Source organism: Streptomyces sp. NPDC037126, assembly GCF_055605965.1.
Genome location: NZ_JBVJTD010000011.1, coordinates 83,540 through 108,735, shown reverse-complemented (window position 1 = coordinate 108,735; position 25,196 = coordinate 83,540). Strand labels below are relative to the sequence as shown.

Annotated in this window: 25 protein-coding genes; 13 read left to right on the top strand and 12 right to left on the bottom strand. The window is 72.1% G+C overall.

Annotated features, from left to right (window positions below; translation table 11 throughout):
- Positions 1-6: 6 nt before the first annotated feature.
- Positions 7-1,023: an alpha/beta fold hydrolase gene (locus ACZ7FF_RS24030; RefSeq protein ID WP_470814317.1), complete on the bottom strand. Its 1,017-nt coding sequence runs from the start codon at positions 1,021-1,023 to the stop codon at positions 7-9.
- A 187-nt stretch (positions 1,024-1,210) separates the two neighbouring features.
- On the opposite strand from ACZ7FF_RS24030, the gene ACZ7FF_RS24025 reads away from it, so the two are divergent.
- From ACZ7FF_RS24025 to ACZ7FF_RS24010, 4 genes are all read left to right on the top strand, one after another.
- Positions 1,211-1,435: a hypothetical protein gene (locus tag ACZ7FF_RS24025; protein ID WP_470814316.1), complete on the top strand. Its 225-nt coding sequence runs from the start codon at positions 1,211-1,213 to the stop codon at positions 1,433-1,435.
- Positions 1,436-1,592: 157 nt separating this feature from the next.
- A complete protein-coding gene (locus ACZ7FF_RS24020; protein WP_470814315.1) occupies positions 1,593-2,234 on the top strand; it encodes a TetR/AcrR family transcriptional regulator in 642 nt (213 codons plus the stop codon).
- Between the two features lie 134 nt (positions 2,235-2,368).
- On the top strand, positions 2,369-2,596 hold the full coding sequence (locus ACZ7FF_RS24015) for a DUF3107 domain-containing protein (protein WP_470814314.1): 228 nt from the start codon (positions 2,369-2,371) through the stop codon (positions 2,594-2,596).
- Positions 2,597-2,768: 172 nt separating this feature from the next.
- The gene (locus ACZ7FF_RS24010; RefSeq protein ID WP_470814313.1) at positions 2,769-3,038 is read left to right on the top strand and encodes a hypothetical protein; all 270 of its coding nucleotides are present in this window, start codon (positions 2,769-2,771) and stop codon (positions 3,036-3,038) included.
- Positions 3,039-3,310: 272 nt separating this feature from the next.
- Here the strand turns inward: ACZ7FF_RS24010 and ACZ7FF_RS24005 are convergent, their stop codons facing one another.
- Positions 3,311-4,057 carry a ferritin-like fold-containing protein gene (locus tag ACZ7FF_RS24005; RefSeq protein WP_470814312.1) on the bottom strand — a complete coding sequence of 249 codons (747 nt, stop codon included), beginning with the start codon at positions 4,055-4,057 and terminating at the stop codon, positions 3,311-3,313.
- A gap of 504 nt (positions 4,058-4,561) precedes the next feature.
- Between ACZ7FF_RS24005 and ACZ7FF_RS24000 the strand changes: the two genes are divergently transcribed.
- Positions 4,562-7,111 carry a DEAD/DEAH box helicase gene (locus tag ACZ7FF_RS24000; protein ID WP_470814311.1) on the top strand — a complete coding sequence of 850 codons (2,550 nt, stop codon included), beginning with the start codon at positions 4,562-4,564 and terminating at the stop codon, positions 7,109-7,111.
- Between the two features lie 402 nt (positions 7,112-7,513).
- Complete coding sequence (locus ACZ7FF_RS23995) at positions 7,514-8,395, top strand: alpha/beta fold hydrolase (RefSeq protein ID WP_470814310.1); 882 nt, start codon at positions 7,514-7,516, stop codon at positions 8,393-8,395.
- On the opposite strand, the gene ACZ7FF_RS23990 is transcribed toward ACZ7FF_RS23995, so the two are convergent.
- Positions 8,392-9,297 carry an NYN domain-containing protein gene (locus ACZ7FF_RS23990; protein WP_470814464.1) on the bottom strand — a complete coding sequence of 302 codons (906 nt, stop codon included), beginning with the start codon at positions 9,295-9,297 and terminating at the stop codon, positions 8,392-8,394. The two genes, ACZ7FF_RS23995 and ACZ7FF_RS23990, sit on opposite strands and share 4 nt — an antisense overlap.
- 204 nt (positions 9,298-9,501) lie before the next feature.
- Here ACZ7FF_RS23990 and ACZ7FF_RS23985 point away from each other — a divergent pair, with 204 nt between their 5' ends.
- The gene (locus ACZ7FF_RS23985; RefSeq protein WP_470814309.1) at positions 9,502-9,654 is read left to right on the top strand and encodes a hypothetical protein; all 153 of its coding nucleotides are present in this window, start codon (positions 9,502-9,504) and stop codon (positions 9,652-9,654) included.
- 45 nt (positions 9,655-9,699) lie between these two features.
- On the opposite strand, the gene ACZ7FF_RS23980 is transcribed toward ACZ7FF_RS23985, so the two are convergent.
- The 3 genes from ACZ7FF_RS23980 to ACZ7FF_RS23970 form a co-directional block, all read right to left on the bottom strand.
- A complete protein-coding gene (locus tag ACZ7FF_RS23980; protein ID WP_470814308.1) occupies positions 9,700-10,305 on the bottom strand; it encodes a MarC family protein in 606 nt (201 codons plus the stop codon).
- 95 nt (positions 10,306-10,400) lie between these two features.
- The gene (locus ACZ7FF_RS23975) at positions 10,401-11,258 is read right to left on the bottom strand and encodes a PHP domain-containing protein (protein ID WP_470814307.1); all 858 of its coding nucleotides are present in this window, start codon (positions 11,256-11,258) and stop codon (positions 10,401-10,403) included.
- Between the two features lie 106 nt (positions 11,259-11,364).
- Positions 11,365-12,006 carry a DUF6758 family protein gene (locus tag ACZ7FF_RS23970; protein ID WP_470814306.1) on the bottom strand — a complete coding sequence of 214 codons (642 nt, stop codon included), beginning with the start codon at positions 12,004-12,006 and terminating at the stop codon, positions 11,365-11,367.
- A 172-nt stretch (positions 12,007-12,178) separates the two neighbouring features.
- Between ACZ7FF_RS23970 and ACZ7FF_RS23965 the strand changes: the two genes are divergently transcribed.
- Positions 12,179-13,402 carry an MFS transporter gene (locus ACZ7FF_RS23965; protein ID WP_470814305.1) on the top strand — a complete coding sequence of 408 codons (1,224 nt, stop codon included), beginning with the start codon at positions 12,179-12,181 and terminating at the stop codon, positions 13,400-13,402.
- Positions 13,403-13,432: 30 nt separating this feature from the next.
- Here ACZ7FF_RS23965 and ACZ7FF_RS23960 read toward each other — a convergent pair whose 3' ends face one another.
- Positions 13,433-14,017, bottom strand: coding sequence for a suppressor of fused domain protein (locus tag ACZ7FF_RS23960; RefSeq protein ID WP_470814304.1), 585 nt, complete (start codon positions 14,015-14,017; stop codon positions 13,433-13,435).
- 486 nt (positions 14,018-14,503) lie between these two features.
- Between ACZ7FF_RS23960 and ACZ7FF_RS23955 the strand changes: the two genes are divergently transcribed.
- Positions 14,504-15,628, top strand: a complete 1,125-nt coding sequence (locus tag ACZ7FF_RS23955) for a magnesium and cobalt transport protein CorA (protein ID WP_470814303.1) — start codon at positions 14,504-14,506, stop codon at positions 15,626-15,628.
- 23 nt (positions 15,629-15,651) lie between these two features.
- A complete protein-coding gene (locus ACZ7FF_RS23950) occupies positions 15,652-16,164 on the top strand; it encodes a hypothetical protein (protein ID WP_470814302.1) in 513 nt (170 codons plus the stop codon).
- A gap of 31 nt (positions 16,165-16,195) precedes the next feature.
- Here the strand turns inward: ACZ7FF_RS23950 and ACZ7FF_RS23945 are convergent, their stop codons facing one another.
- On the bottom strand, positions 16,196-16,936 hold the full coding sequence (locus tag ACZ7FF_RS23945; protein ID WP_470814301.1) for a hypothetical protein: 741 nt from the start codon (positions 16,934-16,936) through the stop codon (positions 16,196-16,198).
- 244 nt (positions 16,937-17,180) lie between these two features.
- Here ACZ7FF_RS23945 and ACZ7FF_RS23940 point away from each other — a divergent pair, with 244 nt between their 5' ends.
- From ACZ7FF_RS23940 to ACZ7FF_RS23930, 3 genes are read left to right on the top strand one after another with little or no spacing between them, the layout of a single operon-like run.
- Positions 17,181-18,470: a magnesium transporter MgtE N-terminal domain-containing protein gene (locus ACZ7FF_RS23940; RefSeq protein WP_470814300.1), complete on the top strand. Its 1,290-nt coding sequence runs from the start codon at positions 17,181-17,183 to the stop codon at positions 18,468-18,470.
- Entirely contained in the window at positions 18,460-19,083 is a 624-nt protein-coding gene (locus ACZ7FF_RS23935; protein WP_470814299.1) for a DUF1003 domain-containing protein, read from the top strand. The genes ACZ7FF_RS23940 and ACZ7FF_RS23935 overlap by 11 nt, the downstream gene beginning before the upstream one ends.
- Positions 19,084-19,126: 43 nt before the next feature.
- The gene (locus ACZ7FF_RS23930) at positions 19,127-20,260 is read left to right on the top strand and encodes an Mrp/NBP35 family ATP-binding protein (protein WP_470814298.1); all 1,134 of its coding nucleotides are present in this window, start codon (positions 19,127-19,129) and stop codon (positions 20,258-20,260) included.
- A 511-nt stretch (positions 20,261-20,771) separates the two neighbouring features.
- Here the strand turns inward: ACZ7FF_RS23930 and ACZ7FF_RS23925 are convergent.
- The 4 genes from ACZ7FF_RS23925 to ACZ7FF_RS23910 all read right to left on the bottom strand — a co-directional run bounded on the left by ACZ7FF_RS23925 (position 20,772) and on the right by ACZ7FF_RS23910 (position 24,826).
- Complete coding sequence (locus ACZ7FF_RS23925; protein WP_470814297.1) at positions 20,772-21,284, bottom strand: GNAT family N-acetyltransferase; 513 nt, start codon at positions 21,282-21,284, stop codon at positions 20,772-20,774.
- A 274-nt stretch (positions 21,285-21,558) separates the two neighbouring features.
- Positions 21,559-22,227: a hypothetical protein gene (locus ACZ7FF_RS23920; RefSeq protein ID WP_470814296.1), complete on the bottom strand. Its 669-nt coding sequence runs from the start codon at positions 22,225-22,227 to the stop codon at positions 21,559-21,561.
- A 232-nt stretch (positions 22,228-22,459) separates the two neighbouring features.
- The gene (locus ACZ7FF_RS23915) at positions 22,460-22,909 is read right to left on the bottom strand and encodes a sec-independent translocase (RefSeq protein WP_470814295.1); all 450 of its coding nucleotides are present in this window, start codon (positions 22,907-22,909) and stop codon (positions 22,460-22,462) included.
- An 84-nt stretch (positions 22,910-22,993) separates the two neighbouring features.
- The gene (locus ACZ7FF_RS23910) at positions 22,994-24,826 is read right to left on the bottom strand and encodes a S1C family serine protease (protein WP_470814294.1); all 1,833 of its coding nucleotides are present in this window, start codon (positions 24,824-24,826) and stop codon (positions 22,994-22,996) included.
- Between the last annotated feature and the right edge of the window lie 370 nt (positions 24,827-25,196).

Genomic DNA, 25,196 nt, shown 5'->3' with positions numbered 1-25,196 from the left:
TGTCCCTCAGCTCCCCGCGTCCGTGGCGGCGCCGCCGCCCTTGACGGCCCCGTGGCCGCCGCCGTCGGTGTCCCCCGACTCCGCCATCAGTTCCCGGAAGGCCCCGGCGACCACCCCCGGGTACTCCATCATCGCCACGTGCCCGGCGTCCGGCATGGACAGCAGGCGGGAGTCGCGGAAGGCGCGGGCTGCCTTGCGGGCCATGCGGAAGCCGACCAGCTGGTCCCGGCCGCCGTAGATGAGCAGCGTCGGCGCGAGCACCCGCTCGGCCTGGCGCCACAGCCCGTGCTGCCCGCCCAGCGTGTAGGCGTTGACGATGCCGCGCGCTGAGCGGGCCATCGCGTCCCAGAAGTACGGCAGCTGCAGCCGCCGTTCCAGCTCCTCGACGGCGTGCCCGAACGCCTCGGGCGACACCCGGCCGGGGTCGCCGTAGCAGAGCGCCATGACGCCGTGCACCCGCTGCTCGGCCGTCCACTCCCTGGTCAGGCGGGTGAACAGGGCGGCGACACCCGGCACGCCGAGCAGCCCGGTCGGCACCGCCGAGCGCTGGATCCGCAGCTCCGGCAGGGCGGGCGAGACCAGCGTCAGCGTGCGCACGAGATCGGGGCGCACGGCGGCCACGCGCGTGGTGACGGCACCGCCGAGCGAGTTGCCGAACAGATGGACCGGGCCGCGCCCGGCCGCGTCGAGATAACGGATGACCGCGCGCGCGTGCCCGGTGACCGAGTAGTCGCCGTCGTCCGGGGGCGGCGAGTCGCCGAAGCCCGGCAGGTCGGCCGCCTCGCTGTCGACCACGCCGTCCAGCTCGGCCATCAGCGACGACCAGTTCTGCGAGGAGCCTCCGAGCCCGTGCACGTACAGCGCGGGCGGCAGTCCCTCGCGCGCGGGCGGGCGGGAACGGATCGACAGGGTGACCCCGGGCAGGCCCACCGACCGCAGCCGCTCACCCTCGCCGACCCGGACGGGCGCCACCCTGGGAAGCACACTGGCGGCCGACACGGAAGGCGACTCGGTCGAAGACATGCGGCAATGTTACGAGGTGATCACGCCGTGGCCCGTGTGTTCGCCGTCACAGAATGCGACACACCACCGGGGGACGAACAGGCGTCCACGGCATGGCGTCCGAATCGCGTGTCTCCTACGCTCGTAGAAAGGGCACCCGCGTGTGGCCCCTGCTGTCCCAGGGACGTTCGTAGGAAGGGAGCCCACCATGGCCTATGACCCCACCGAGCCCGACGCGATCGAGGACCTGGACGCCGACACGGCCCAGGAGCTCGATGTCGAGGCCCCCGAGGTGGACGCCGCCGAGCAGCACGCCGACATCAACCCGGACCGTGACGACCCCCTGACCGACCTCGACCCGGACCGGGCGAACGAGGCCGATCTGGCCGAACAGGCGCGCGTCGTCTCACTCGACGAGGACGACTACCGCTGACCTCCGGTTACGCATACGGTCGCGCGGGGCACCGCCCCGCGGCTTTCGCCACCGTCCGGTACGTGAAATTCTGCGCTCGCACCGCGCACACCACGGTTACCGAAAAGTACGATGGCCGCGCGGCCGACACCGCATGTGGACGACTTTGGGAGGCGGCGTGACAGCCATCGAGCAAACTGAGGCGGCGCGCCCGCGTGGCACTCGGCTGCCCCGCCGAGCCCGGCGGAACCAGTTGCTGGGCGCGGCCCAGGAGGTGTTCGTCGCGCAGGGCTACCACGCCGCGGCGATGGACGACATCGCCGAGCGGGCCGGCGTCAGCAAGCCGGTGCTCTACCAGCACTTTCCCGGCAAGCTCGATCTCTACCTCGCCCTGCTGGACCAGCACTGCGAGGCACTGATCCAGTCCGTGCGGGGCGCGCTCGCGTCCACGACGGACAACAAGCAGCGCGTCCGGGCGACCATGGACGCCTACTTCGCGTACGTGGAGGACGACGGCGGCGCCTTCCGCCTGGTCTTCGAGTCGGACCTGACGAACGAGCCCGCCGTGCGCGAGCGCGTCGACAAGGTCACCAACGACTGCGCCGAGGCGATCTGCGACGTCATCGCCGAGGACACCGGTCTCTCGCGCGCGGAGTCCATGCTGCTCGCTTCCGGCCTCGGTGGTCTCGCGCAGGTGGTCGCCCGTTCCTGGCTGCACAGCGACCGCAGTGTCCCGCGCGACCAGGCGGTGCAGCTGCTGACCTCGCTCGCCTGGCGCGGCATCGCCGGTTTCCCGCTGCACGGCACCGATCAGCACTGAGGACGGTCCGCTCCCGGACGCTGTTCGCTCCTGGCGTTCGGGCTCGCAGCGTGTACGTCCCCTCACCGGGCTAATGTGTGCAGCGTACGGCGCGGAAGATCGCGCACATCACTGACCGTCGGAGGGACATAGCCGTGGAGGTCAAGATCGGCGTGCAGTACGCGCCCCGCGAGATCGTTCTGGAGAGCGGCCTGAGCGTCGAGGAGGTCGAGCGCCTGGTGTCCGACGCGCTCTCCGGCAAGACGCAGATGCTGAGCCTCCAGGACGAGAAGGGCCGCAAGGTCCTCATCCCGACGGACCGCCTGGCGTACGTGGAGATCGGCGAGCCGACCGTCCGCAAGGTGGGCTTCGGCGCGCTGTAGACGACGTCACGGGAAGGGCCCGGCGGCCTAGTGCCGCCGGGCCCTTCCGTGCGTGGGGTCCGCCCACAGATGGAGCACAACTTCTCCACGGCGGAGGATTGCGCTCCGCAGGTCAGGGGTATGACGGGCTACGACCGTCAAGGGCAGACAGGCCGTGGGAGGGACCCTCGAGATGATCCTGGAAGCACTCGGATCCGTTGCGCTCGGTCTGGTCCTCGCCTGGGCGGCCACCCGCCGCCTGGGACACCGTCTCCCCGCCCGGCCCCTGGTGTTCTCGACCGGCGCGGCCGGGGCGCTCTTCGGCGACTTCGTCACGCACAGCGCCCTGGGCCCCGGCAGCACCCTCCCGAGCCTCCTGGGCGCCGCCGTCATCGCGGCGGCCTCCCTGTCCCTCCTCCTGCGCCCCTCCCCCCGCCTGCGCCGACGATCAGCCCCGGCGTAGCGGGAAGCGCCCCGAAGGGGCGCGGGGAACCGCGCCGGCGACCACGGCGAACCCGCGGCCGCGTGGCCCCGCGACCCCCACGGAGCGCACCGGCGCCTAGGGTCTGTCTGACGATTCGCGTCGTCGCCCGAAGGGCGGCCGCGCGGCGTCAGGTGCGTGCTCTCGGCGTGCCGGACCCAGGCCCTCGTACCGGACGTACTCGGGTCCGGGACCGGCGCGGCGAGCGTGCGTGCATCGCGTCGCGCGGCAGACGGGAATCGTCAGACAGGCCCTCAGGCCGCGAGGCCCAGCGCGGCCATCCGCTTCGTGTGCGCCTCGGTGATCCGCGAGAACATCCGCCCCACCTCGGCGAGATCGAACCCGTCGGCCACCCCGCCCACGAGCATCGTCGACAGCGCGTCCCGGTCCGCGACCACCCGCTGGGACTGCGACAGGGCCTCGCCCATCAGCCGCCGCGCCCACAGCGCCAGCCGGCCCCCGACCCGCGGGTCGGCGTCGATGGCGGCACGCACCTTCTCCACCGCGAAACCGGCGTGCCCGGTGTCGTCGAGAACGGCCAGAACCAGCTCGCGCGTGTCGGAGTCGAGCCGGGCCGCGACCTCCCGGTAGAAGTCGCTCGCGATCGAGTCGCCGACGTACGCCTTGACCAGGCCCTCCAGCCAGTCCGAGGGCGCGGTCTGGCGGTGGAAGCCGTCGAGCGCGGCGACGAACGGGTCCATGGCGGCCGTCGGCTCCTCACCGATCTCCGTCAGCCGGTCCCGCAGCCGCTCGAAGTGGTGGAACTCGGCCGAGGCCATCTTCGCCAGCTCCGCCTTGTCCGCGAGGGTCGGCGCCAGCTTGGCGTCCTCCGCGAGCCGCTCGAACGCGGCGAGCTCCCCGTACGCCAGCGCGCCGAGCAGGTCCACGACCGCGGCGTGGTACTGCGGCTCGGCGGAGGCCTGCGTCCAGTCCTGGGCGGCGACACCGGTGGGTCCGGAAGCGGCGGCGGACCCGTTCTCAGGCTTGTCAGAGCTAGTCATGAGGCGCACAATAGCCCGCTTGGCGCCCCCCTCAAGCCCCTGGTCAACCACTGTGACCACGACTACGTGACCAAATCGGCCATCGCATGTGCGCGAATCCGGGGTATGGTGGTAATGCGCCTGCTGAGTGCGTCGACTGGTGTTTGACGCGTCCCGACAGGCCGCACGCATGAGGATGCCCGGTCGGTGGCCCGATCGGCTCCGACCCGACAGCCCTCCCTGGCCGTACGGCTCATTACGTACGACGACCGGAGGGACACCCTCAGCGGTACGAGCGCTAGAGCGTCGGCAGAGGTCCCGTGTCATACGGCTTGCCCGAGTGGTTCGCCCGTACGGCGGCCGACGTCCCCGGCACGGTCACCACGACCCCCGCGCTCGCCTCGCACCGCGCCACACAGAAGAGGCAGCACCCTGACTACGACGTTTCGAGACCTTGGGATCCTCCCCGAGACCGCCGAGGCCCTGGAGGCCGTCGGCATCATCAACCCCTTCCCCATCCAGGAGATGACGCTCCCCGTCGCCCTTTCCGGCACGGACGTCATCGGCCAGGCCAAGACCGGCACCGGCAAGACGCTGGGCTTCGGCCTCCCGCTCCTCGAGCGCGTGACCGTCCCCGCCGACGTGGAGGCCGGACGCGCCGCCCCCGAAGCCCTCACCGACGCCCCGCAGGCGCTCGTCGTCGTCCCCACGCGCGAGCTGTGCACGCAGGTCACCAACGACCTCCTGACGGCCGGCAAGGTCCGCAACGTGCGGGTGACGGCGATCTACGGCGGCCGTGCCTACGAGCCCCAGGTCGAGGCCCTGAAGAAGGGCGTCGACGTGGTCGTCGGCACCCCGGGCCGTCTGCTGGACCTCGCGGGCCAGAAGAAGCTCGACCTCAAGCACGTCAAGTGCCTGGTCCTCGACGAGGCCGACGAGATGCTCGACCTGGGCTTCCTGCCCGACGTCGAGAAGATCATCGGCATGCTGCCGGCGAAGCGCCAGACCATGCTGTTCTCGGCGACCATGCCGGGCGCGGTCATCGGCCTCGCGCGCCGGTACATGTCCCGGCCCACGCACATCCGCGCCACCGCGCCGGACGACGAGGGCGCGACGGTCGCGAACATCAAGCAGTTCGTCTACCGCGGTCACTCCATGGACAAGCCGGAGATGATCGCGCGCATCCTGCAGGCCGACGGCCGCGGGCTCGCGATGATCTTCTGCCGTACCAAGCGCACGGCCGCCGACATCGCCGAGCAGCTGCAGCGCCGCGGGTTCGCCTCCGGCGCGGTCCACGGCGACCTCGGACAGGGCGCCCGCGAGCAGGCGCTGCGCGCGTTCCGCAACGGCAAGGTCGACGTGCTCGTCTGCACCGACGTGGCCGCGCGCGGCATCGACGTCGAGGGCGTGACCCACGTCGTCAACTACCAGTCCCCCGAGGACGAGAAGACGTACCTGCACCGCATCGGCCGTACCGGCCGCGCGGGCGCCAAGGGTACGGCGATCACGTTCGTCGACTGGGACGACATCCCGCGCTGGCAGCTCATCAACAAGGCGCTGGAGCTGGACTTCAACGACCCGGTGGAGACGTACTCCACGTCCCCGCACCTGTTCTCCGACCTCGGCATCCCCGCGGGCACCAAGGGCATACTGCCCCGCTCGGAGCGGACCCGTGCCGGCCTGGACGCGGAGGTGCTGGAGGACCTGGGCGAGACCGGCGGCCGTGGCGGCCGTGGCCGTGGCGACCGCGGTGGCCGTGGCGACAGCGCCGAGTCCCCTGCCGAGCGCGAGCGTCCGGCGCGTACCCCGCGCCGTCGCCGCCGCACGCGTGGCGGCGCCCCGATGGACGCCTCCGCGCCCGCACCGGCGGCCGAGTCCACCGGTGTGGAGGAGTCCGCGGGCACCCGTACCCCGCGTCGCCGCCGCCGTACGCGCGGTGGAGCGTCGGGGGAGCCGGTGACGGCCGCCGCCGTGGCGCCCACGGCGCCCGAGGCCGCCGAAGCCGCCGTCGAGGCCGTGGACACGGTCGAGGACCGGGGCGCCGCGGAGCAGCCGCGCCGCCGCCGCACCCGCAAGTCCGCGGAGCGCCCGGAGGCCGTGTCTGCCGAGACCGCGGTGACCGAGCCGACGGTGCCGGACAGCCCGATCGAGGCTCCCGCGCCCGTCGCCGAGGCCGCCCCCGCCGTGGAGGCGAAGCCGCGCCGCCGCACCCGCAAGACGGCCGAGCCGGCCGTCGAGGCGGAGGCCGTGGTGGACACCGTGGAGGCGCCCGAGGCCAAGCCGCGCCGCCGCACCCGCAAGACGGCCGAGCCGGCCGTCGAGGCCGGTACCGCGACCGCCGAGCCGGCGGCGGACGAGGCCGCCCCGGCGGCCAAGCCGCGCCGCACGCGGAAGACCGCCGCAGCCGCCGAGGCCGCGACGGACACCGCCGAGGGCACGGAGGCCAAGCCGCGCCGCACGCGCAAGACGGCCGCCGCAGCCCCCGAGGCGGAGACCGAGGCCCCCGCGGCCGAGGCCAAGCCCCGCCGCACGCGCAAGACCGCCGCTGCGGCCGCGGAAGCCGCTGCCGACACGGCCGAAGGCACGGAGACCAAGCCGCGCCGGACCCGCAAGACCGCCGCTGCCGCCCCTGAGGCGGACGCCGAGGCCAAGCCGCGCCGGACCCGGAAGACGGCCGTCGCAGCCCCCGAGGCGGACGCCGAGGCCCCCGCCGCCGAGGCCAAGCCCCGCCGCACGCGCAAGACCGCCGCAGCCGCCGAGGCCGCGACGGACACCGCCGAAGGCACCGAGGCCAAGCCGCGCCGGACCCGCAAGACGGCCGCCGCAGCCCCCGAGGCGGAGACCGAGGCCCCCGCGGCCGAGGCCAAGCCCCGCCGCACGCGCAAGACCGCCGCAGCCGCCGTCGACGCGGTCGACGGAACCGAGCCGGTCGCTCCCAAGGCGCGGCGTACCCGCAAGGCCGTCGCCGAGACGGCCGCCGCGGAGATCCCGGCGCAGGCCACCGCGGAGCCGGAGGCCAAGCCGCGCCGCCGTACCCGCAAGGCGACGGCGGTCGTGGAGGCCCCTGAGGCCTGATCAGGCGCCGCCCGCACGGCGGCACCGGAGCCCGACGACGGCCCGGCCCACTTCGGTGGGCCGGGCCGTCGTCATTCCCACACACCCGGCACCCACCGCCCGCCCCCGTCACCCCGACGCCTCCCACCACCCGCCGGACGCCCACCCGTCCCCGCCGACCGCCCTGCCGCACCCCGACACGTCACCACCCGCCCGCGGTACGCCCTCCCGCACCCCCACGCCTCCCCACGGCCCGCCGCCGACCGCCCTCCCGCACCCCACGCCTCCCCACCACCCAACGACCGGCCCACACACACGCCCCCACCGCCCACCAGTTGCCCTCCCGCACCCCGACGCACCCCCGCCGCCCGTCGGTCCCCTCCCGCGCCTCGGCGCGTCGCCACCGCCCGCTAACCTCTCCCCATGAGCAGGCCCGATACCTTCGTTCCGCCCCCCGGGGCCCGTGCGTACGCTCTTCGGACGGCGCGCGGGGAGTTCGCCGTCGTCGACGCCCCCGCGGCCCCCGGGGTCGAGGCGAGAGGGACCGCGCTGCTGCTGCCGGGCTTCACCGGCAGCAAGGAGGACTTCAACCCGCTGCACGTGCCGCTGGCCGAGCGCGGGTACCGGACCGTGGCCGTGGACGGGCGCGGGCAGTTCGAGTCGGACGGGCCCGAGCACGACGAATCGGCCTACGCCCGGGAGGAGTTGGCGCGGGACGTGCTGGCCCAGGCGGAGGCGCTCGGGCAGCCGGTGCATCTGCTCGGGCACTCCCTCGGCGGCCAGATCTCACGCGCCGCCGTGCTGCTGGACCACTCGCCGTTCCGTTCGCTCACGCTGATGGCCTCCGGCCCGGCGCACATCTCCGAGTCCCAGCAGGAGCGCGTGAAGCTGCTGCGGGACGCGCTCGCCGTGATGACGATGGCGCAGGTGTGGGAGGCGATGCAGGCGATGGAGGCGCCCGAGGAGACGGAGACGCCCGCGCTGGACGGCGGTCTGGACGAGCGGGACGACCTGCGGCGCCGCTGGCTCGGCACGAAGCCCGCCCAACTCATGGCCACCGGACGCCAGTTGTGCGCCGAGCCGGACCGGGTCGCGGAACTGGCCGCCGTACCGCTGCCGTTCCACGTCCTGTCGGGCGCGCTGGACGACACCTGGCCGCTGCCGCTGCTCGACGACATGGCGGTACGGCTGGGGGCGCGCCGGACGGTCGTGGAGGGTGCCGAGCACTCCCCCAACACCGACCGCCCGCTGGAGACGGCCAGCGCGCTCGCCGGCTTCTGGGACGACTGCGCGGACGGGCGCTAGTACTGCGCCTGCAGGTGGTCCCAGAAGCCGTCGCGCAGCGCGCGGCGCAGGTCCGCCTGGCCGCGCAGGGAGTACTGGAGCAGGCCCTCGGCCTCGACCAGCAGGTCCTGGTCCACGGAGCCGGGCAGGTACGGGTGGCCGGGCAGCAGTTCGACCAGCGCCTCGCGGCCCCGGGAGGCCAGCCACTTCGCCGCGATCTGGGCGCCGACGAAGCGGACGTCCTCGCGGGTGGGGCGGGTCCCGGTGGTGGCGTCGTAGGCGGCGGCCGTGCGCCGGGAGACGTACGGCTTGAAGAACTCCAGGTCGAGGGTGCGCTGGCTGTCGACCTCCCAGAGCAGCGGCTCGGCCTGGTTGCGGGCCTCGGGCGCCTCGATGCCCCAGAGGTGGACGCGGGCGCCGTAGCCCTGGGCCGCCTCGACCGCCGAGACCAGGTCCTCGTCGCCGCCGAGCAGGGCCGCGTCACTGATCGCGCGGTGCCGGGCCAGTGATTCCAGATCCGTCCGGATGAGGGAGTCGACGCCCTTCTGCTGGTTGTTGGCGTTGAGGTTGCCGAGCCTGACCTTGACGTCGGGGAGCTCGGCGATGGACTGCTGCTCGGCGGTGTGGATGCGGCGCCGGGCGCCGTCGTACCAGTAGACGCGCAGCAGCCGGCTGTCCGCGAAGATCGTGCGGGCCTTGTCGATCAGCGCGTCGATCAGACCCTCGGCGTCCAGGTCGAAGGCCCGGCGGTCCTCCGTCCCGGCGACCAGCCGGCCCGCGGCCGCGTACAGGTACCCCGCGTCGACGAAGATCGCGTGGGTGGAGGGAGTCTTCGCCACCTCGGCGAGCATGCGTTCCAGCAGCTCGTTCGTGCGGTCGATGCGGGCGCCGAGGGCCGCCAGGTCGTCGTTCATCGCCTCCATTGTCCCGGTGGTCACGCTGCGAACACAACCGGTCCCGGTCGGCCCCACGCACGCCACTTACCGTTCAGTAATTAGTCGTTCGAAAAATTTCATTAGCGTAGGGAATGTTTGTAACGGGCAGCGCGTTGTCTAGTACGACACCGGATACACGCCGGTGCGCCAAGTAGTTCTCCGCAGGAGGATGACCAGACGAAGGGAGAAGCCATGCGCTTCGAAATCATGCGACTCGACGAGGTCGACGGCACCACCGTGGACACCACCGTCGTGGACGCCGCCTCCGTCAACCGGATCGTTCAGCAGGCCGCCGCCGTGGGACAGCGCCTGTGGATCCGCCCGGCCGAGACCCCGGCCTCGTAACGGGGAGTAGCACTCAAGCTTTCCGGGGGAGCCGAGACCACGAGCTCAGCTCCCCCGGATCACCTGAGTGATCCCGTTGATGATCTGCTGCACGGCGATCGCGGAGAGCATCATGCCCGCGAGCCGCGTCACCAGGACCACGCCGCCGTCCCTGATGACCCGGATGATCAGCAGCGAGTAACGCATCACCAGCCACAGCACGACGTGGATCGCGAGGATCGCGGACCACACCGAGACCTGCGTGGCGACGCTGCCCGCCTTCTGCACGGCCAGGATGACGGACACGATGGCACCGGGCCCCGCCAGCAGCGGCATGCCCAGCGGCACCAGGGCCACGTTCACGTCCTTGGTCTGCTTCGGCTCGTCGGTCTTGCCGGTGAGCAGGTCGAGCGCGATCAGCAGGAGCAGCAGACCGCCCGCGATCATCAGCGCGGGGACGGACACGTGCAGGTAGTTCAGGATCTGGTGGCCCAGGACGCCGAAGACGGCGATGACCCCGAACGCCACGCAGACGGCCTGGAACGCCATCCGCTTCTGCACCTTGGCCGGACGTCCGGCGGTCAGGGCGAGGAAGATCGGGGTGATCCCGGGGGGATCCATGATGACGAAAAGGGTCAGGAACAGGGAGCCGAAGACGGCGATGTCGAACATGCGGGAGGTACTGGCCTTGCGTGAAGAAGAGCTACGGGCGTGAGCCGGCACGGGCCGGCAAAGGGAGGAACCGGAAGGGCGACCTGGTCGACGCCTCAGGCTCCGCCGGCCCCCGGGACGGGGAACGCGCCGGTCGCCCGCCGCGTGATCTCCCCGTAGACCTCCGGGTCGGTCGTGTACTCGCCCAGCGACACGGTCTTGCGGCTGCCGTGGTAGTCCGAGGAGCCCGTGACCAGCAGACCCAGCTCGCCGGCGAGGCCGCGCAGCCGGGCCCGGTCGTCCGGGTCGTGGTCCATGTGGTCGACCTCGATGCCGTCCAGACCGGCGGCGGCCATCTCGGCGATCGCGGACTCGGGGACCGTACGGCCCCGCTTGGCGGCGGCCGGGTGCGCGAAGACGGCCACGCCGCCCGCGCCCTTGACCAGCCGGATCGCCTCGAACGGGTCGGTCTCGTGCTTCTCCACGAAGGCCCGGCCGCCGTCGGCCAGCCACTCCTCGGTGAACGCGTCGCTCACCGTGGGCACGACACCCAGCTCGACCAGCGCGGAGGCGACGTGCGGGCGCCCCACGGAGCCGCCGGCGGCGATCCGCTCGACCTGCTCCCAGGTGACCGGCACGCCCAGCGCGTTCAGCTTGGCGATCATGCCCTTGGCCCGCGGCACCCGGTCGTCCCGGACCAGCTCGCGCTCGGCGAGCAGGGCGGGCTCCTCGGGGTCGAAGAGGTAGGCCAACAGGTGCATCGAGACGCCGTCGAGACGGCAGGACAGCTCGGCGCCGGTGACCAGGGTGAGCCCCTCGGGCAGCGCGGCGGTCGCCTCGGCGTATCCCCGGGTGGTGTCGTGGTCGGTCAGCGCGACGACGTCCAGTCCGGCCGCGGCGGCCTTGCGCACGAGTCCGGCCGGGGTGTCCGTGCCGTCGGAGGCCGTGGAGTGACAGTGCAGATCGATGCGCACGGTGACTCCAGACGGGGGCAGGACGAGGAGGGACACCTAAGGATAGCCGCAGAAACGACGCACCCTGTCACACCCGCCGCAGCCGAGCGCCCCCTACAGCGAGCGTTCAGGGACGCAGCAGCCGGGGGGACAGCGCGCCGAAGGGCACCAGGTCCAGCTCGGCCCCCGCGTCCCGCAGATCGGTCAGCACCAGCTCGTCGTACATGAGCAGGCCGGCCTGCTCGGGCCAGGTCACCGCCCACAGCCACATGCCGAGCGCCTCTCCCGCGAAGACGGCGCGGTCGTCCGGGGTGCGGTAGACGTGCCAGAGCGGGGTCGGCCGGCCGGCGGCGAGCACCTTGGCCTGGGGCGGCTTCTCGACGTTCATGTAGGGCCCCGGGTCCGGGCCGTCGATGCCCGCGTACCGCGCGCCGAGGCCGACGCCGAGTTCCTCGGCGACCAGGATCAGCTCCCCCGGGCCGCCGAGCGGACCGGGTCCCGAGCAGGCCACGGCGGTGGCCCGGCCGCCGCTGCGCTCGTCGCCCGCGTAGGCGGCACCGGTGAAGAGCCAGCCGACCGGCAGCGGCCACGGCATCCACAGCGGGACATGGGTGCGGTGCACCACGGCACCGAGGGCCTCGACGCTGGGCGGGATCACGGGCTGCAGCGGGTACACCGCGCCGTGCACATCGCACTGCCACGAATCGGCGAAGAGACCGGGAGCCCTGACCCGGCCACCACACCGCGGGCAACTGGGTTCGCCCCTCATAGGGCTCCACGGTCCTACCCCTGCCCGCCCACGTCAAGGACGATCACCCGTCCGGCCGGAACCACCGGGACCGCCGACCCGCCGGACCAAACTAGATGCATCTTGCATTAATTAGGAGCGCTAACTTACTATGTGCATAACGCAACCATCCCCGTGCTGATGGGAGAAGCACATGGACCCCCTCGACGCGGGAGCCGGCGGCCTCCTGCGACAGCCCAAGGCGGTCTGGGCCACGGCCGGCGCCTCCGTCGTCGCCTTCATGGGCATCGGCCTCGTCGACCCGATCCTGCCGTCGATCGCGCAGGGCCTGCGGGCCACGCCGAGCCAGGTGTCCCTGCTCTTCACCTCGTACTTCCTGATCACCGCGGTCGCGATGCTGCTGACCGGGTTCGTCTCCAGCCGGGTCGGCGGCCGCAGGACGCTGCTGCTCGGCCTCGCCTTCGTGGTCGTCTTCGCGGGCCTCGCCGGCACCTCGGACAGCGTGGGCCAACTCGTCGGCTTCCGGGCCGGCTGGGGCCTCGGCAACGCGCTCTTCGTCTCCACGGCGCTCGCGGTCATCGTCGGCGCGGCGGCCGGCGGCAGCGCGGCGGCGATCCTGCTCTACGAGTCCGCGCTCGGCCTCGGCATGGCCTGCGGCCCGCTGCTCGGCGCGGTCCTCGGCAACATCAGCTGGCGCTACCCGTTCTTCGGCACGGCCACGCTGATGGCGATCGGCTTCCTGTGCATCACGGCGTTCCTGAAGGAGCAGCCCAGGCCGGCCCGGAAGACCTCGGTGCTGGACCCGATCAGGGCGCTCGGCCACGGCGGCCTGGCCTCGGTGGCCGTCTCGGCGTTCTTCTACAACTACACGTTCTTCACCGTGCTGGCCTTCACGCCCTTCGTGCTGGACATGACCCCCTACCGCTCCGGCGCGGTCTTCTTCGCCTGGGGCCTGCTGCTCGCCGTCTTCTCGGTGATCGTGGCCCCGCGCATGCAGCGGCGCTTCGGCTCGCTGAAGGTGCTCGGCGGATCACTGGTGCTGCTCGCGGTGGACGTGCTGGTGCTCGGCTACGGCAGCCACACCGCCGCGGTCGTCTGCACGATCCTGTCGGGCGCCTTCATCGGCGTGAACAACACCGTCTACACCGAACTGGCCCTCGGCGTGTCGGACGCGCCGCGCCCGGTGGCGAGCGCGGGCTACAACTTCGTCCGCTGGTTCGCGGCCGCCGCCGCGCCCTACCTCGCGCCGAGGATCGAGGAGTGGACCGACATCCACGTCCCGTTCGTGGTCGCGGCGGTCACCGCCGTGGTGGGCGCGTCCGTGGTCGCCGTGCGGCACCGGTCCCTGCGCCACGAGGCGCAGGAGCTCCAGCCGCGGCACGCCGCCGAGGACGGGGTCGGGGTCTTCGCCGACTGACCCCTACCCGAAGACGCTTGGTGAGCTTGCTCACTCCAGCGGGACGGACCTGCGGGAGGGATCCCTCAGGTCCGTCCCGTTCGCCAGCCAGCGCTCCTGGAGGGCCTGGGCGCCGTGCACGCGCTTCCAGGCCGCCTCGTTCGGCGTCATCGGCAGCAGCGGCAGGAACCGTACGGGGTCCAGCGGGGCGTCCAGCTCCAGATCCTCCACGAGCCCGCCGGACTCGCCCACCAGGACCGAGGTGAAGGGGGCGCCGGGCCACAGCGGGCCACCGGTGTCCAGGGAGGCGCCCGGCATCACCACCAGACCCTCCACCTGCGGGGACGCGGCGAACACGGCGAGCGGACGGAGCACCTTGTCGGTGTCGGCGGCACCCGCGCGCACGGACAGGACCAGCTCGGCGCGGGGCCCCTTGACGGGATCGGCGAGCATCGCGGTGGGGTCGGTCATGGGCTGTGCGGACATACCGAGGGTGGCGTACCGGACGACGTCCCCCTCGGTGAAGCGGAGCACCTCGATGCGGTCCGTGCCGAGGAACGTGACGGCGGCGCGCGCGTCCGGCTCGCCCAGCGCGGTGGTCAACCGGGCCTCGACCAGAGGAAGAACATCAACCATGCGGTGAGCATAGAACTCGTCAGTAGCGGGCAAAGCGGCGCCTTGACAGCAGGGGCGGCTGCTACTCTGAGCCGGTGGTTCGGGACAGCACGCAGAAGCGTCGCGATCGGGTCCCGGAACCCAGGAGACTCCCTTACGAGGGACCGGCCGGAGGAGGTGGGGCTGTCATGGATCGAAGTCGACCGTGCAGTACCACTCGCTCTTCCGCCCACTGATGTAGTCACTGGCTGGTTTCTGGCTGACTGCCGCCTTCCTGTGCGCGTTTCCGTTCGGAAGAGCACTTCGTCTCGCTTTGCCTGATCCGTCTGATCACCTGATCCGCCTGATCCGAATCAGTTCTGCATCAGTAGCGAAGTCGCCACCGCAACGGTGCGGTGCTCCCCGCTTTGTGGACGTGCCAAACATCTGCAGTCAGGACGTCCCCATTCCGGGTAGTTCCACCCGTCGCCGGCGGTCTTTCGTTGCCTGTAGCGAAGGAGCCTGCCCATGTCGATGATCCGCGACCTGCGCGCCGTGGTCCGTCCGTCCCGTGTCTCGCTGCGCAAGGAGACGAGCGCGCCGGCGTACGACACGACGCGCGACCCGGCCACGCCGTCGGCCGTGGTCGACTGCGCCGTCTACCGCGACGGCGTCCGACTGCGCAGCGACAAGCCGCTCGGCCCGCACGAGGCCATGCGGCTGGTGCGGCGCGACGGCGGCTTCGTCTGGATCGGGCTGCACGAGCCGACCGAGGCCGAATTCGCGGGCATCGCGAGCGAGTTCGGGCTGCACCCGCTGGCCGTGGAGGACGCGGTGCAGGCCCACCAGCGGCCGAAGCTGGAGCGGTACGACGACTCGCTGTTCACCGTCTTCAAGACCATCCACTACGTCGAGCACGACCGGCTCACCGCCAACAGCGAGGTCGTCGAGACCGGCGAGGTCATGTGCTTCACCGGCCGGGACTTCCTGATCACCGTCCGGCACGGCGGCCAGGGCTCCCTGCGGGCCCTCAGGCACCGTCTGCAGGACGACCCGGAGCTGCTGGCCAAGGGCCCCTCGGCGGTGCTGCACACCATCGCCGACCATGTCGTGGACGGCTACATCGCGGTCGCCGACGCGGTCCAGGACGACATCGACGAGGTGGAGACCGAGGTCTTCTCGCCGGGCCGCCGGGGCGGGGTCTCGCGCGGTGTGGACTCGGCGCGGATCTACCAACTCAAGCGCGAGGTGCTGGAGTTCAAGCGGGCGGTCGCGCCTCTGCTGCGGCCCATGCAGCTGCTGAGCGAGCGGCCGATGCGGCTGGTCGACCCGGACATCCAGAAGTACTTCCGGGACGTCGCCGACCACCTCGCCCGGGTCCAGGAGCAGGTGCTCGGCTTCGACGAGCTCCTCAACTCCATCCTTCAGGCCAACCTCGCCCAGGCGTCCGTCGCGCAGAACGAGGACATGCGCAAGATCACCGCATGGGCCGCGATCATCGCCGTGCCGACGATGGTGACCGGTGTCTACGGGATGAACTTCGACCACATGCCGGAGCTGCACTGGAAGTACGGCTACCCGCTGGTCCTGAGCCTCACGGTGGCCATGTGCGTGGGCATCCACCGGGTGCTGAAGCGCAACGGCTGGCTCTGAGCGGGCTGGATAGGGTGAGCGTCATGACAAGCGAGCTGCGCGACCGGGCCCTGATCGAGGAGGCCTCGAAGAAGTCCGGCCTCATCTGGGTCAGGGGCGCCGGCGCACCGGCGGCACGTGCCCTGTGGCACGTGTGGCACGAGGGCGCGGTGTGCCTGGTCGGCGACGGGCCCGGGGAGCAGCCCCTGGAGGGGCTGGCCGACGGGGGCTCCGCCGAGGTGACCGTGCGCAGCAAGGACAAGGGCGGCCGGCTGGTGTCCTTCGGCGCGGCCGTGTCGGAGTTGGCCGCGGGCTCGCCGCAGTGGGAGGCCGCGGTGGCCGAGCTGAAGGGCAAGCGCCTGAACGCCCCCGACGGCGAGGAGATGCCGGGCCGCTGGGCCCGTGAGTGCCGGGTGCTCCGCCTGGTGCCGACGGGGACGGTGGCGCCGGTGCCCTCCGGCAGCCTGGCCGAGCGTCCGGTGCCGTCCCCGGCGACGACGCGCAGACCGGTCCCGGCGGCCCTGCCGAGACTCCTGGCCAGGCGCCGCAAGAAGTGAGGCGGCCCCGCACCCGGCGGCGGGTACGGCGCTACGACGTGGGCAGCTGCCTGCCGTAGTCCACCGTCTCGTCCTGCGCCGGCTGCGCGACCGCGAAGTCCTTGCCCCAGTCCGAGAAGCTCAGCGTGCCCCCGCCACCGGCCCGCACCAGGCGCAGCGGATACGGAGTGCCCTCCAGGGAGACGTCCAGGGTGCCGTGATCGCCCGCGATGCGGATCGTGCGGGTACCCGACTGGTCGTGGTGGCCGTCCGTCGCCAGCGTGCCGTGCAACGTCAGCAGACCCGCGAGGAGGACGTCCTTGTCCGTGAAACCGCTGAACTTCTTGTACGCGGGATCCCCTTGCGGCACCTTCACGTACTTCCCGTCGAGCTTGCCCGCGGTCCCGTCGCCGCCGTCCTTGCCGTCGGCGTGGTTCCAGAAGCCCGCGTCGGCCTTCAGGTACAGCTGCCGCCCGATCCGCAGCAGTTTGAAGGTGGCGTTCCCCGAGGTGACCGAGCCGGTCCCGCCGCCGGCCTTCAGCCGCATGTCCAGCTGGTACGTACGGCCGCTGGTGACCACGGTCCCGGACAGCCGTACGGCGGCCGCCGCGTCGGCCGCCGTACGGCTCCTGGACTGGATCCGGTCGGCGGGCAGCTTGCCCACCCCGTTCGTCCCCACGTCCGGATCGTCACCGCCGCATCCGGTCAGTACCGCCACCCCCGTCACGGCCAGTGCGCACATCGCGGTCACCAGCGCGGCCCGGCGGGTACGGCCGTGGGGAGTCGCAGTCACAGATGGGATCGCCTTTCTGACGGTTCCTGAGCGGCGTACGGCAGCGTACCGGTGCCCCGGCCGCCCGGCGGAGCCAGTTCCTCCGGGCCCCCCACCGGGGCGTGTCCGAGCGGTACGGGCTAGCCTGAAGCGCACCCGTACGGGCAAATCCGAGCAATTCCCGACCAAAGCGAAATACCCGAGCACAGAGCGGTTCCCGGGCCACGGAGAATTCCCGGGCCACGGAAGCAGAGGAAGCAGAGCCATGGCAGCCGGCGCCCCCCGGATCTTCGTCTCGCACCTCGCCGGGGTCCCCGTCTTCGATCCGAACGGCGACCAGGTGGGCCGCGTCCGCGACCTCGTAGTGATGCTGCGCGTGGGCCGCAGACCCCCGCGCGTGCTCGGGATGGTCGTCGAACTGGCCACCCGGCGCCGCATCTTCCTGCCCATGACCCGGGTGAGCGGCATCGAGTCCGGCCAGGTCATCATCACCGGCGTGATGAACGTCCGCCGGTTCGAGCAGCGGCCCACCGAGCGGCTGGTCTTCGGCGAGCTGCTGGACCGGCGGGTGACGCTGGTGGAGACCGGCGAGGAGGTCACCGTCCTCGACGTGTCCGTGCAGCAGCTGCCCGCCCGCCGGGACTGGGAGGTCGACCGCGTCTTCGTCCGCAAGGGCCGGAAGGGCAGTGCCTTCCGGCGGGCCAGGGGCGAGACGCTGACCGCCGAGTGGTCGGCCGTCACCGGCTTCTCCCTGGAGGAGCACGGACAGGGCGCCGAGAGCCTGCTCGCCACCTTCGAGCAGCTGCGCCCCGCCGACCTCGCCAACGTCCTGCACCACCTCTCCCCCAAGCGCCGGGCGGAGGTCGCCGCCGCCCTGGACGACGACCGGCTCGCCGACGTCCTGGAGGAGCTGCCGGAGGACGACCAGATCGAGATCCTCGGCAAGCTGAAGGAGGAGCGCGCGGCGGACGTCCTGGAGGCCATGGACCCCGACGACGCGGCCGACCTGCTCTCCGAGCTGCCCGAGGCGGACAAGGAGCGGCTGCTGAGCCTGATGCAGCCCGCCGACGCGGCCGACATGCGCCGTCTGATGTCGTACGAGGAGCACACCGCCGGCGGTCTGATGACCACCGAGCCGATCGTGCTGCGCCCGGACGCCACGGTCGCCGACGCGCTCGCCCGGGTCCGTAACCCGGACCTCTCCCCCGCCCTCGCGGCCCAGGTCTACGTCTGCCGGCCGCCCGACGAGACCCCGACCGGCAAGTACCTGGGCACGGTCCACTTCCAGCGGCTGCTGCGCGACCCCCCGTACACCCTGGTCAGCTCGCTCGTGGACGACGACCTGCAGACCCTGTCCCCGGACGCCGCCCTGCCCGTCATCGCCGGGTTCTTCGCCACGTACGACATGGTGGCGGCGCCCGTGGTGGACGAGGCCGGGTCGCTGCTGGGCGCGGTGACCGTGGACGACGTCCTGGACCACATGCTGCCCGACGACTGGCGGGAGACCGAGTTCCATCTGAACGAAGGAGAGGGGGCGTCCGCACATGACTCCTGAGCGCGAGAGCACCCGCGAGCACGGCCGCGAACGGGCCCCCTCGGGCGCCACGGCGGCCACGCGCCCGCGCGCGCCCCGGCTGGACCAGCCGCGCCCGCCGCGGCACCGGTTCCTGCCCGAGTGGGACCCGGAGGCCTTCGGCCGGCTGTCGGAACGGATCGCCCGGTTCCTGGGCACGGGACGCTTCATCGTCTGGATGACGATCGTCATCATCCTGTGGGTGCTGTGGAACATCGTCGTGCCCCGGCATCTGCGCTTCGACGAGTACCCGTTCATCTTCCTGACCCTGGCGCTGTCCCTGCAGGCCTCCTACGCGGCCCCGCTGATCCTGCTCGCGCAGAACCGCCAGGACGACCGCGACCGGGTCAACCTGGAGCAGGACCGCAAACAGAACGAGCGGTCCATCGCCGACACCGAGTACCTGACCCGGGAGGTCGCCGCGCTGCGCACGGGCCTCGGCGAGGTCGCCACCCGCGACTGGATCCGCTCGGAGCTGCAGGACCTGGTCAAGGAGCTGGAGGAGCGCCGCCGGCACGACGGCCACCCCGGCCATGTCATATTCCCGGCGGAACGGACGGAACGCCCTCCGGGACGTGACGCAGAAGACCGCTGAGGGGCTACCCGGAGGCCCCTCGGCGCGCCGTACCATCGTTCTTATGGCTACGGAAGACGCGGTGCGCGAGGCACTGGCGACGGTGAACGACCCCGAGATCAACCGACCCATCACCGAACTCGGGATGGTCAAATCGGTGGAGATCGGCGCTGACGGAGCGGTCGCGGTCACCGTGTACCTGACGGTCTCCGGCTGCCCCATGCGCGAGACGATCACCCAGCGCGTCACCGAGGCGGTCTCCCGGGTCGAGGGCGTCACCGGCGTCGGCGTCACGCTGGACGTGATGAGCGACGAGCAGCGCAGGGAGCTGGCGTCGGCCCTGCGCGGCGGCCAGGCCGAGCGCGAGGTCCCCTTCGCCAAGCCCGGCAACCTCACCCGCGTCTACGCGGTCGCCTCCGGCAAGGGCGGCGTCGGCAAGTCCTCGGTCACCGTGAACCTCGCGGCGGCTATGGCGGCCGACGGCCTGAAGGTCGGTGTCGTCGACGCCGACATCTACGGCCACAGCGTGCCCCGCATGCTGGGCGCGGACGGCCGTCCCACCCAGGTCGAGAACATGATCATGCCGCCGTCGGCCAACGGCGTGAAGGTCATCTCCATCGGCATGTTCACCCCCGGCAACGCCCCCGTCGTCTGGCGCGGCCCGATGCTCCACCGCGCCCTGCAGCAGTTCCTGGCGGACGTCTACTGGGGCGACCTCGACGTCCTGCTCCTGGACCTCCCGCCCGGCACCGGCGACATCGCGATCTCCGTGGCCCAACTGGTCCCGAACGCCGAGATCCTGGTCGTGACCACGCCCCAGCAGGCGGCGGCCGAGGTCGCCGAGCGCGCCGGGTCGATCGCCGTCCAGACCCACCAGAAGATCGTCGGCGTGGTCGAGAACATGTCCGGCCTGCCCTGCCCGCACTGCGGCGAGATGGTCGACGTCTTCGGCACGGGCGGCGGCCAGCTGGTCGCCGACGGCCTGACCCGCACCACCGGCGCGACGGTCCCGGTCCTCGGCAACATCCCGATCGACGTCCGCCTCCGCGAGGGCGGCGACGAGGGCAAGCCGGTCGTGCTCACCGACCCGGACTCCCCGGCGGGCGCCGCGCTGCGCGCGATCGCCGGCAAGCTGGGCGGCCGACAGCGGGGCCTGTCCGGCCTGTCGCTGGGGCTCACGCCGAAGAACAAGTTCTGAACCCACGCGCCTGCGATCTGCGGCTCCGCCATCGGTCAGTCTTCTGACCAGCGGCGGAGCCGTCGACGTTTCGGTCGGACATCCGGATGCGTGCGGTGAGCTGCCGTACGGCAACCGGCTCTACCTCATCGCCCCTGCTTCCGTTGCCCGCGACGCAACCCAACGGCACTGGCGATGGCGACGAACAAAGTGCCGCCCACTGTCACGGGGAGGTCAGAGGCGAAGGGCCTCAGAGGAGGGTGTTCGAGGAAGGCCCGGTCGAACCCAAATCCGATCATGGCGCCGGTCAGGGTGACCGCCCACAGGAGCAGTACGAGCAACCAGGTGCTCCGGGTGCTCAGCCAAGAAGTCATTGGATCATCATCCATCCGACGTGCGCCGACCACAGCCCCCTCGCGCCTACTCCCTGGGACCGCCCCGGATTTGGCGCCGGGTCGCCAGTACAGAAAGTTCGCGACCAGGTCAGCCACAAGTTCCCTTCAGGCCCCAAGGGGTCAGCCCGCGCTCGGGTTCAGGCTTCGGGTGCGACGTAGCAGACGGCGGGGATGCTCTGGCCGTGTCCGAAGTGATGGGTGGCTTCGCCGATCTTGCGCCAGTCAAGGCGTTCGTAGAGGCGCATCGCGGCGGTGTCCTTTTCCACGACGTCCAGGACCAGGCGAAGACTGTCGGCACGGGCACTGCTCATCGCCGCCTCCATGAGTCGCTTCCCTGTGGCGTTGCCACGAGCCGCCTGGGTCACGAAGAGCCGGGCCAGAACCGCGACCCGGGCTTCGTCCTCCCCGCTCTCCGCAACCCACAGGGAGACGGCGTCTTCCCTCCGAGGACGCATGATCGCCACGTGCCCTACAACGGCTCCGTCCGCTTCGGCCACCCAGGCCGCCAACACGTCGTCCGGCCTGAGCCACGCCTGTGGGTCTTCAACGCCCTCGACGGGATACCCGTCGGTCTCATGCACTTCGATCAGCGCTTTGGCCGCCCCTGGGAGGTCAGCGGCTTCGAAGGGGCGTACGACCACAGGATCCATCAACTGTTCCTACCTCTCGACGGGTAGTTCGTGGACCAGGCCAGTTCGATCAGCTCGACGCACAAGGCGGGACACTTCGGCTGCGGTCGGCATCCTTGCGCTGATCTCGCTCTACGACGTCTGCCGGAAGCCGTCGGGGCCTTCGGCGGGCGGGCGGCAGGAGCGTGGGGGACGGGCGGCCGGTCGTGAATTGTCCGCGCCTTTCGAACGGCCCCGGGCGCTGTGGCGAAGGGGCGCCGAAGCGTACGGCGCCCCTTTTTGCGTTCCGCGCCGGCTAGGCGTACGTGGTGATGTCCTTCACCGCGGCGAACCCGAGCCCGTAGGCGCTCATCCCTCGTCCGTAGGCCCCCAGGTGCACACCGGCCTCCGTGGTGCCGGCCAGCACCCAGCCGAACTCGGACTCCCGGTAGTAGAACGAGGCCGCGACCCCGTCCACGGGCAGCGAGAGCCTGGACCACTCCGGTCCCTCGAGATCGTCGGCCAGGGCCCACGCGGTCTCCGTCTGCTGCTCAAGCCAGTCGTCCCGCAGCGTGTGGTCCATCTGGCCGGGCCAGGTGAACGACAGCAGCCCCACCCCGGCCAGCCATGCCGCCGAGGACACCGACGTCGCCTCCAGCAGTCCCGTGCCGTCCGCGCTCCTGCGGGAGGGGTGCGCGGCGACGGTGATCACGACCGCGAACTTCTCCCTCTGCTCCCCCGCCGACCCGGCCGCCTCGGCCAGGACGGAGGGCTCGTCACCGTGCCCGATCGCACCGTGTTCCACGGCTCCGTCGGCCGCCGTGCCGACCTGCATCAGCCAGCGCGGCCCCGCGAACGCCTCGTCGAGGCCGTACCAGGGGAAGGTCGCCTCCAGGTAACCGTCGACCGCGCGCCGGGCGGAGGAGAGCTGCTGCCCGTCCCCCGCGGCCGGCGCCTGCGCGCCCACCCGACTTGTCGTCTCCATCTGCCCGGACGCCTCCTCGCTCTCGTCGGACCGGGGTGGCCCGCCCCCCTTCGGGCGTACTCGTCCGGTCCGCACAACAACTCGGCAGCATATCCACACCGCTGAGACCCGCAGGGCAGGCGCTTGATGCATGGGTCGCACGAACGGCCAGTTCAGGCCGTGTGCGACGGGTGCGTGCTATGAAACGCGTCACGTGCGCGGCGTGCGCCCGCGTGCGCGTGTCGTCGGAGGGCTACGTGGCGTCGTAGTCGAACGGGGGCCGCTCGTCGTTGCCGGGGTCCTCGGGCTTCTTGGACATGTCGACGCGGCCGCCGGACGCGCCGGACGACGAGGACGCCGCCGCGCCGGAGGACTCGACGTCATGGCCGTTCACCGCGTCCGTGACCTCGGCCATCTCCTTCTTCAGGTCGAAGCCGTTGCGGATCTCCTTCAGCCCCAGATCGTCGTTGTCCAGCTGCTTGCGGATGAACGTCTTGGGGTTGAGGTCCTCGAAGTCGAAGTCCTTGAACTCCGGGCCCAGTTCGCTGCGGATGTCCTGCTTGGCGCTCTCCGAGAACTCGCGGATCTTCCGGATCGTCCGCGTCACGTCCTGGATGACCTTGGGGAGCTTGTCCGGACCGAAGACGAGCACGGCGATAACGATGATCGTCACCAGCTCCAGTGGCCCTATGTCATTGAACACCTGACGCTCCTTGCGATGTCCTCGGTCGCTCAACGGTACCCGGCGTTCCCGTCCGACCGGTACCGTCCCGAGGTGAGACTTCTGTCAGTTCTGCTCCGACGCGCCCAGCACGAGTGAGATCTCCCGCTCGGTACCGCCGCGTTCGATTGTCAGACGCAGCCTGTCGCCGGGCCGGTGGGCGCGGATCCTGACGATCAGCTCCTCACCCGTGTGGACGCGCTCGCCGTCGACCGAGGTGATGACGTCGCCCGCCCTGAGCCCGGCCCGCTCGCCCGGGCCGCCCTTGACGACGGCGGGGCCGCCGTCGGCGCTGCGGCTGTCGACACGGGCGCCGTCGCCGGTGTAGCCCATGTCGACGGTGACACCGATCACGGGGTGGGTGGCGTGGCCGTCGTCGATCAGTTCCTCGGCGACCCGCCTGGCCTGGTTGACCGGGATGGCGAAGCCGAGGCCTATGGAGCCGGACTGGCCGTCCCCGGAGTCCGAGCCGCCGTCGGCGGAGCGGATGGCGGAGTTGATCCCGATGACCTCGGCCCGGGAGTCGAGGAGCGGGCCGCCGGAGTTGCCCGGGTTGATCGGGGCGTCGGTCTGCAGGGCGTCGACGTACGACACGTCGCTGCCGTCGCCCTTCTCGCCGCCCGCGGTGATGGGCCGTTCCTTGGCGCTGATGATGCCCGAGGTGACGGTGTTGGACAGGTCGAAGGGCGCGCCGATCGCGACGACGGGGTCGCCGACCCGGACGTCGTCGGAGTTGCCGAGGGTCAGCGGGGTGAGCCCGCCGACCCCGTGGACCTGGACGACGGCGAGGTCGTAGCCGCTGTCCCGGCCGACGACCGTGGCCCTGGCGGTGTCGCCGCTGCTGAACGTCACGGTTATCCGGCCGCCCGACGCGGCGGGGGCGACGACGTGGTTGTTGGTGAGGATGTGACCGTGGGTGTCGAGCACGAAGCCGGTGCCGGTGCCCTCCTCGTCGGACCCGGAGACGTGCAGGGTGACGACGCTGGGCAGTGCACGGGCGGCGATACCGGCCACGCTGTCCGGCGCCCGCCCGGCCTGGGCCGGGGGAGCCGCCCCGCCCCCCAGTCCCTGGCGCTCGACATAGGCGCCGACGATCCCGCCGACGCCGGCGGCCACCACCGCGACCACCAGCGACCACACCACGAGGAACCGCTTCCCCCGCCCGCGCCCCTCCTTGACGGGCCCGACGCCGCCGCCCAACTGGAGCGGGCTGTGCGTCAGGGCCTGCCCGGACGGAGAACCGCCGGCCCAGGGGTCGTAACGCCGCCAGGGGTCGGGGGTGGTGGGGGCGTCCAGGGAGGTGGTCGGGCCCGGGACAGCCGGGGCCTGACCGGCATCGGGGGTGGCGTACGCCTGGGTGGGCGCCGGGAGGCCCGGATCCGGGGCCGTGGGCGCTGCGGAGGGCATCACGGGGACCGGTGCGGGCACGGGGGCGCCGGGGGCCGGGGCTGGCGCCGTGGGGGCCGGTGCGGGCACGGCGGATCCCTGAGCGGGGGCCGCTGGATGCGGCGCGGGCACGGCGGACCCCTGAGCGGGCGCCGCAGGATTCGGCGCGGGCACAGCGGACCCCTGACCGGGCGTCGCGGATCCCTGGGTGGGGGCCGCTGGATGCGGCGCGGGCGCGGGGATAGGAACCGTGGGGGACGGAGCAGGCGCGGCGGTTCGCTGGGCGGGGGCCGCGGGCGCGGGAGTCGGCGCGGGGATGGCTGTCATGGGGGCTGGGGGCTGCGACACAGGGCCCGGCGCCGCAAGGCCCGGCGCAGGCGTGGGCGGAGCCGTCGGTAGGGGCTCGGCCGTGCCCTGGGGCGGGGTTGCCGCCGGGTGCTGGACCGGCGGGGCGGGGGCCCAGGGACCCGGTTCGCCGTAGGGCGGGGTGCTGTAGGGGTCGGGGTCGTGCAACGGCGTCGGCCGACCGGCCTGGACCGGAGCGCCACTCTGGACGTGCCGTGCTCCCTGATCGGCACCGCCGGCCGGAGTCGGCCCACCCACGGCAGCCCCCGCGCCCTCGGCCTGAGCCGGCTCGGCTGCCCGAGCCGCCGCGCCCCCGGCCGGAGCCGAACCGTCGGACCGCCCGAGATCACCCGGCTGAGCCGAACCTCCGCCCGAAACCCCACTCCCCTCCTGAGCCGAACCTCCGCCCGAGGCCGAACCGCCGTCCTGAGCCGAACCTCTGCCCGAGATCGCATCGCCGTCCACACTGCCGTCCTGAACCGCACCGCCAGCCCCGAGCGCGCTGCCGACCGCGAGCGTGCCGTCGGTCCGGTCGGGA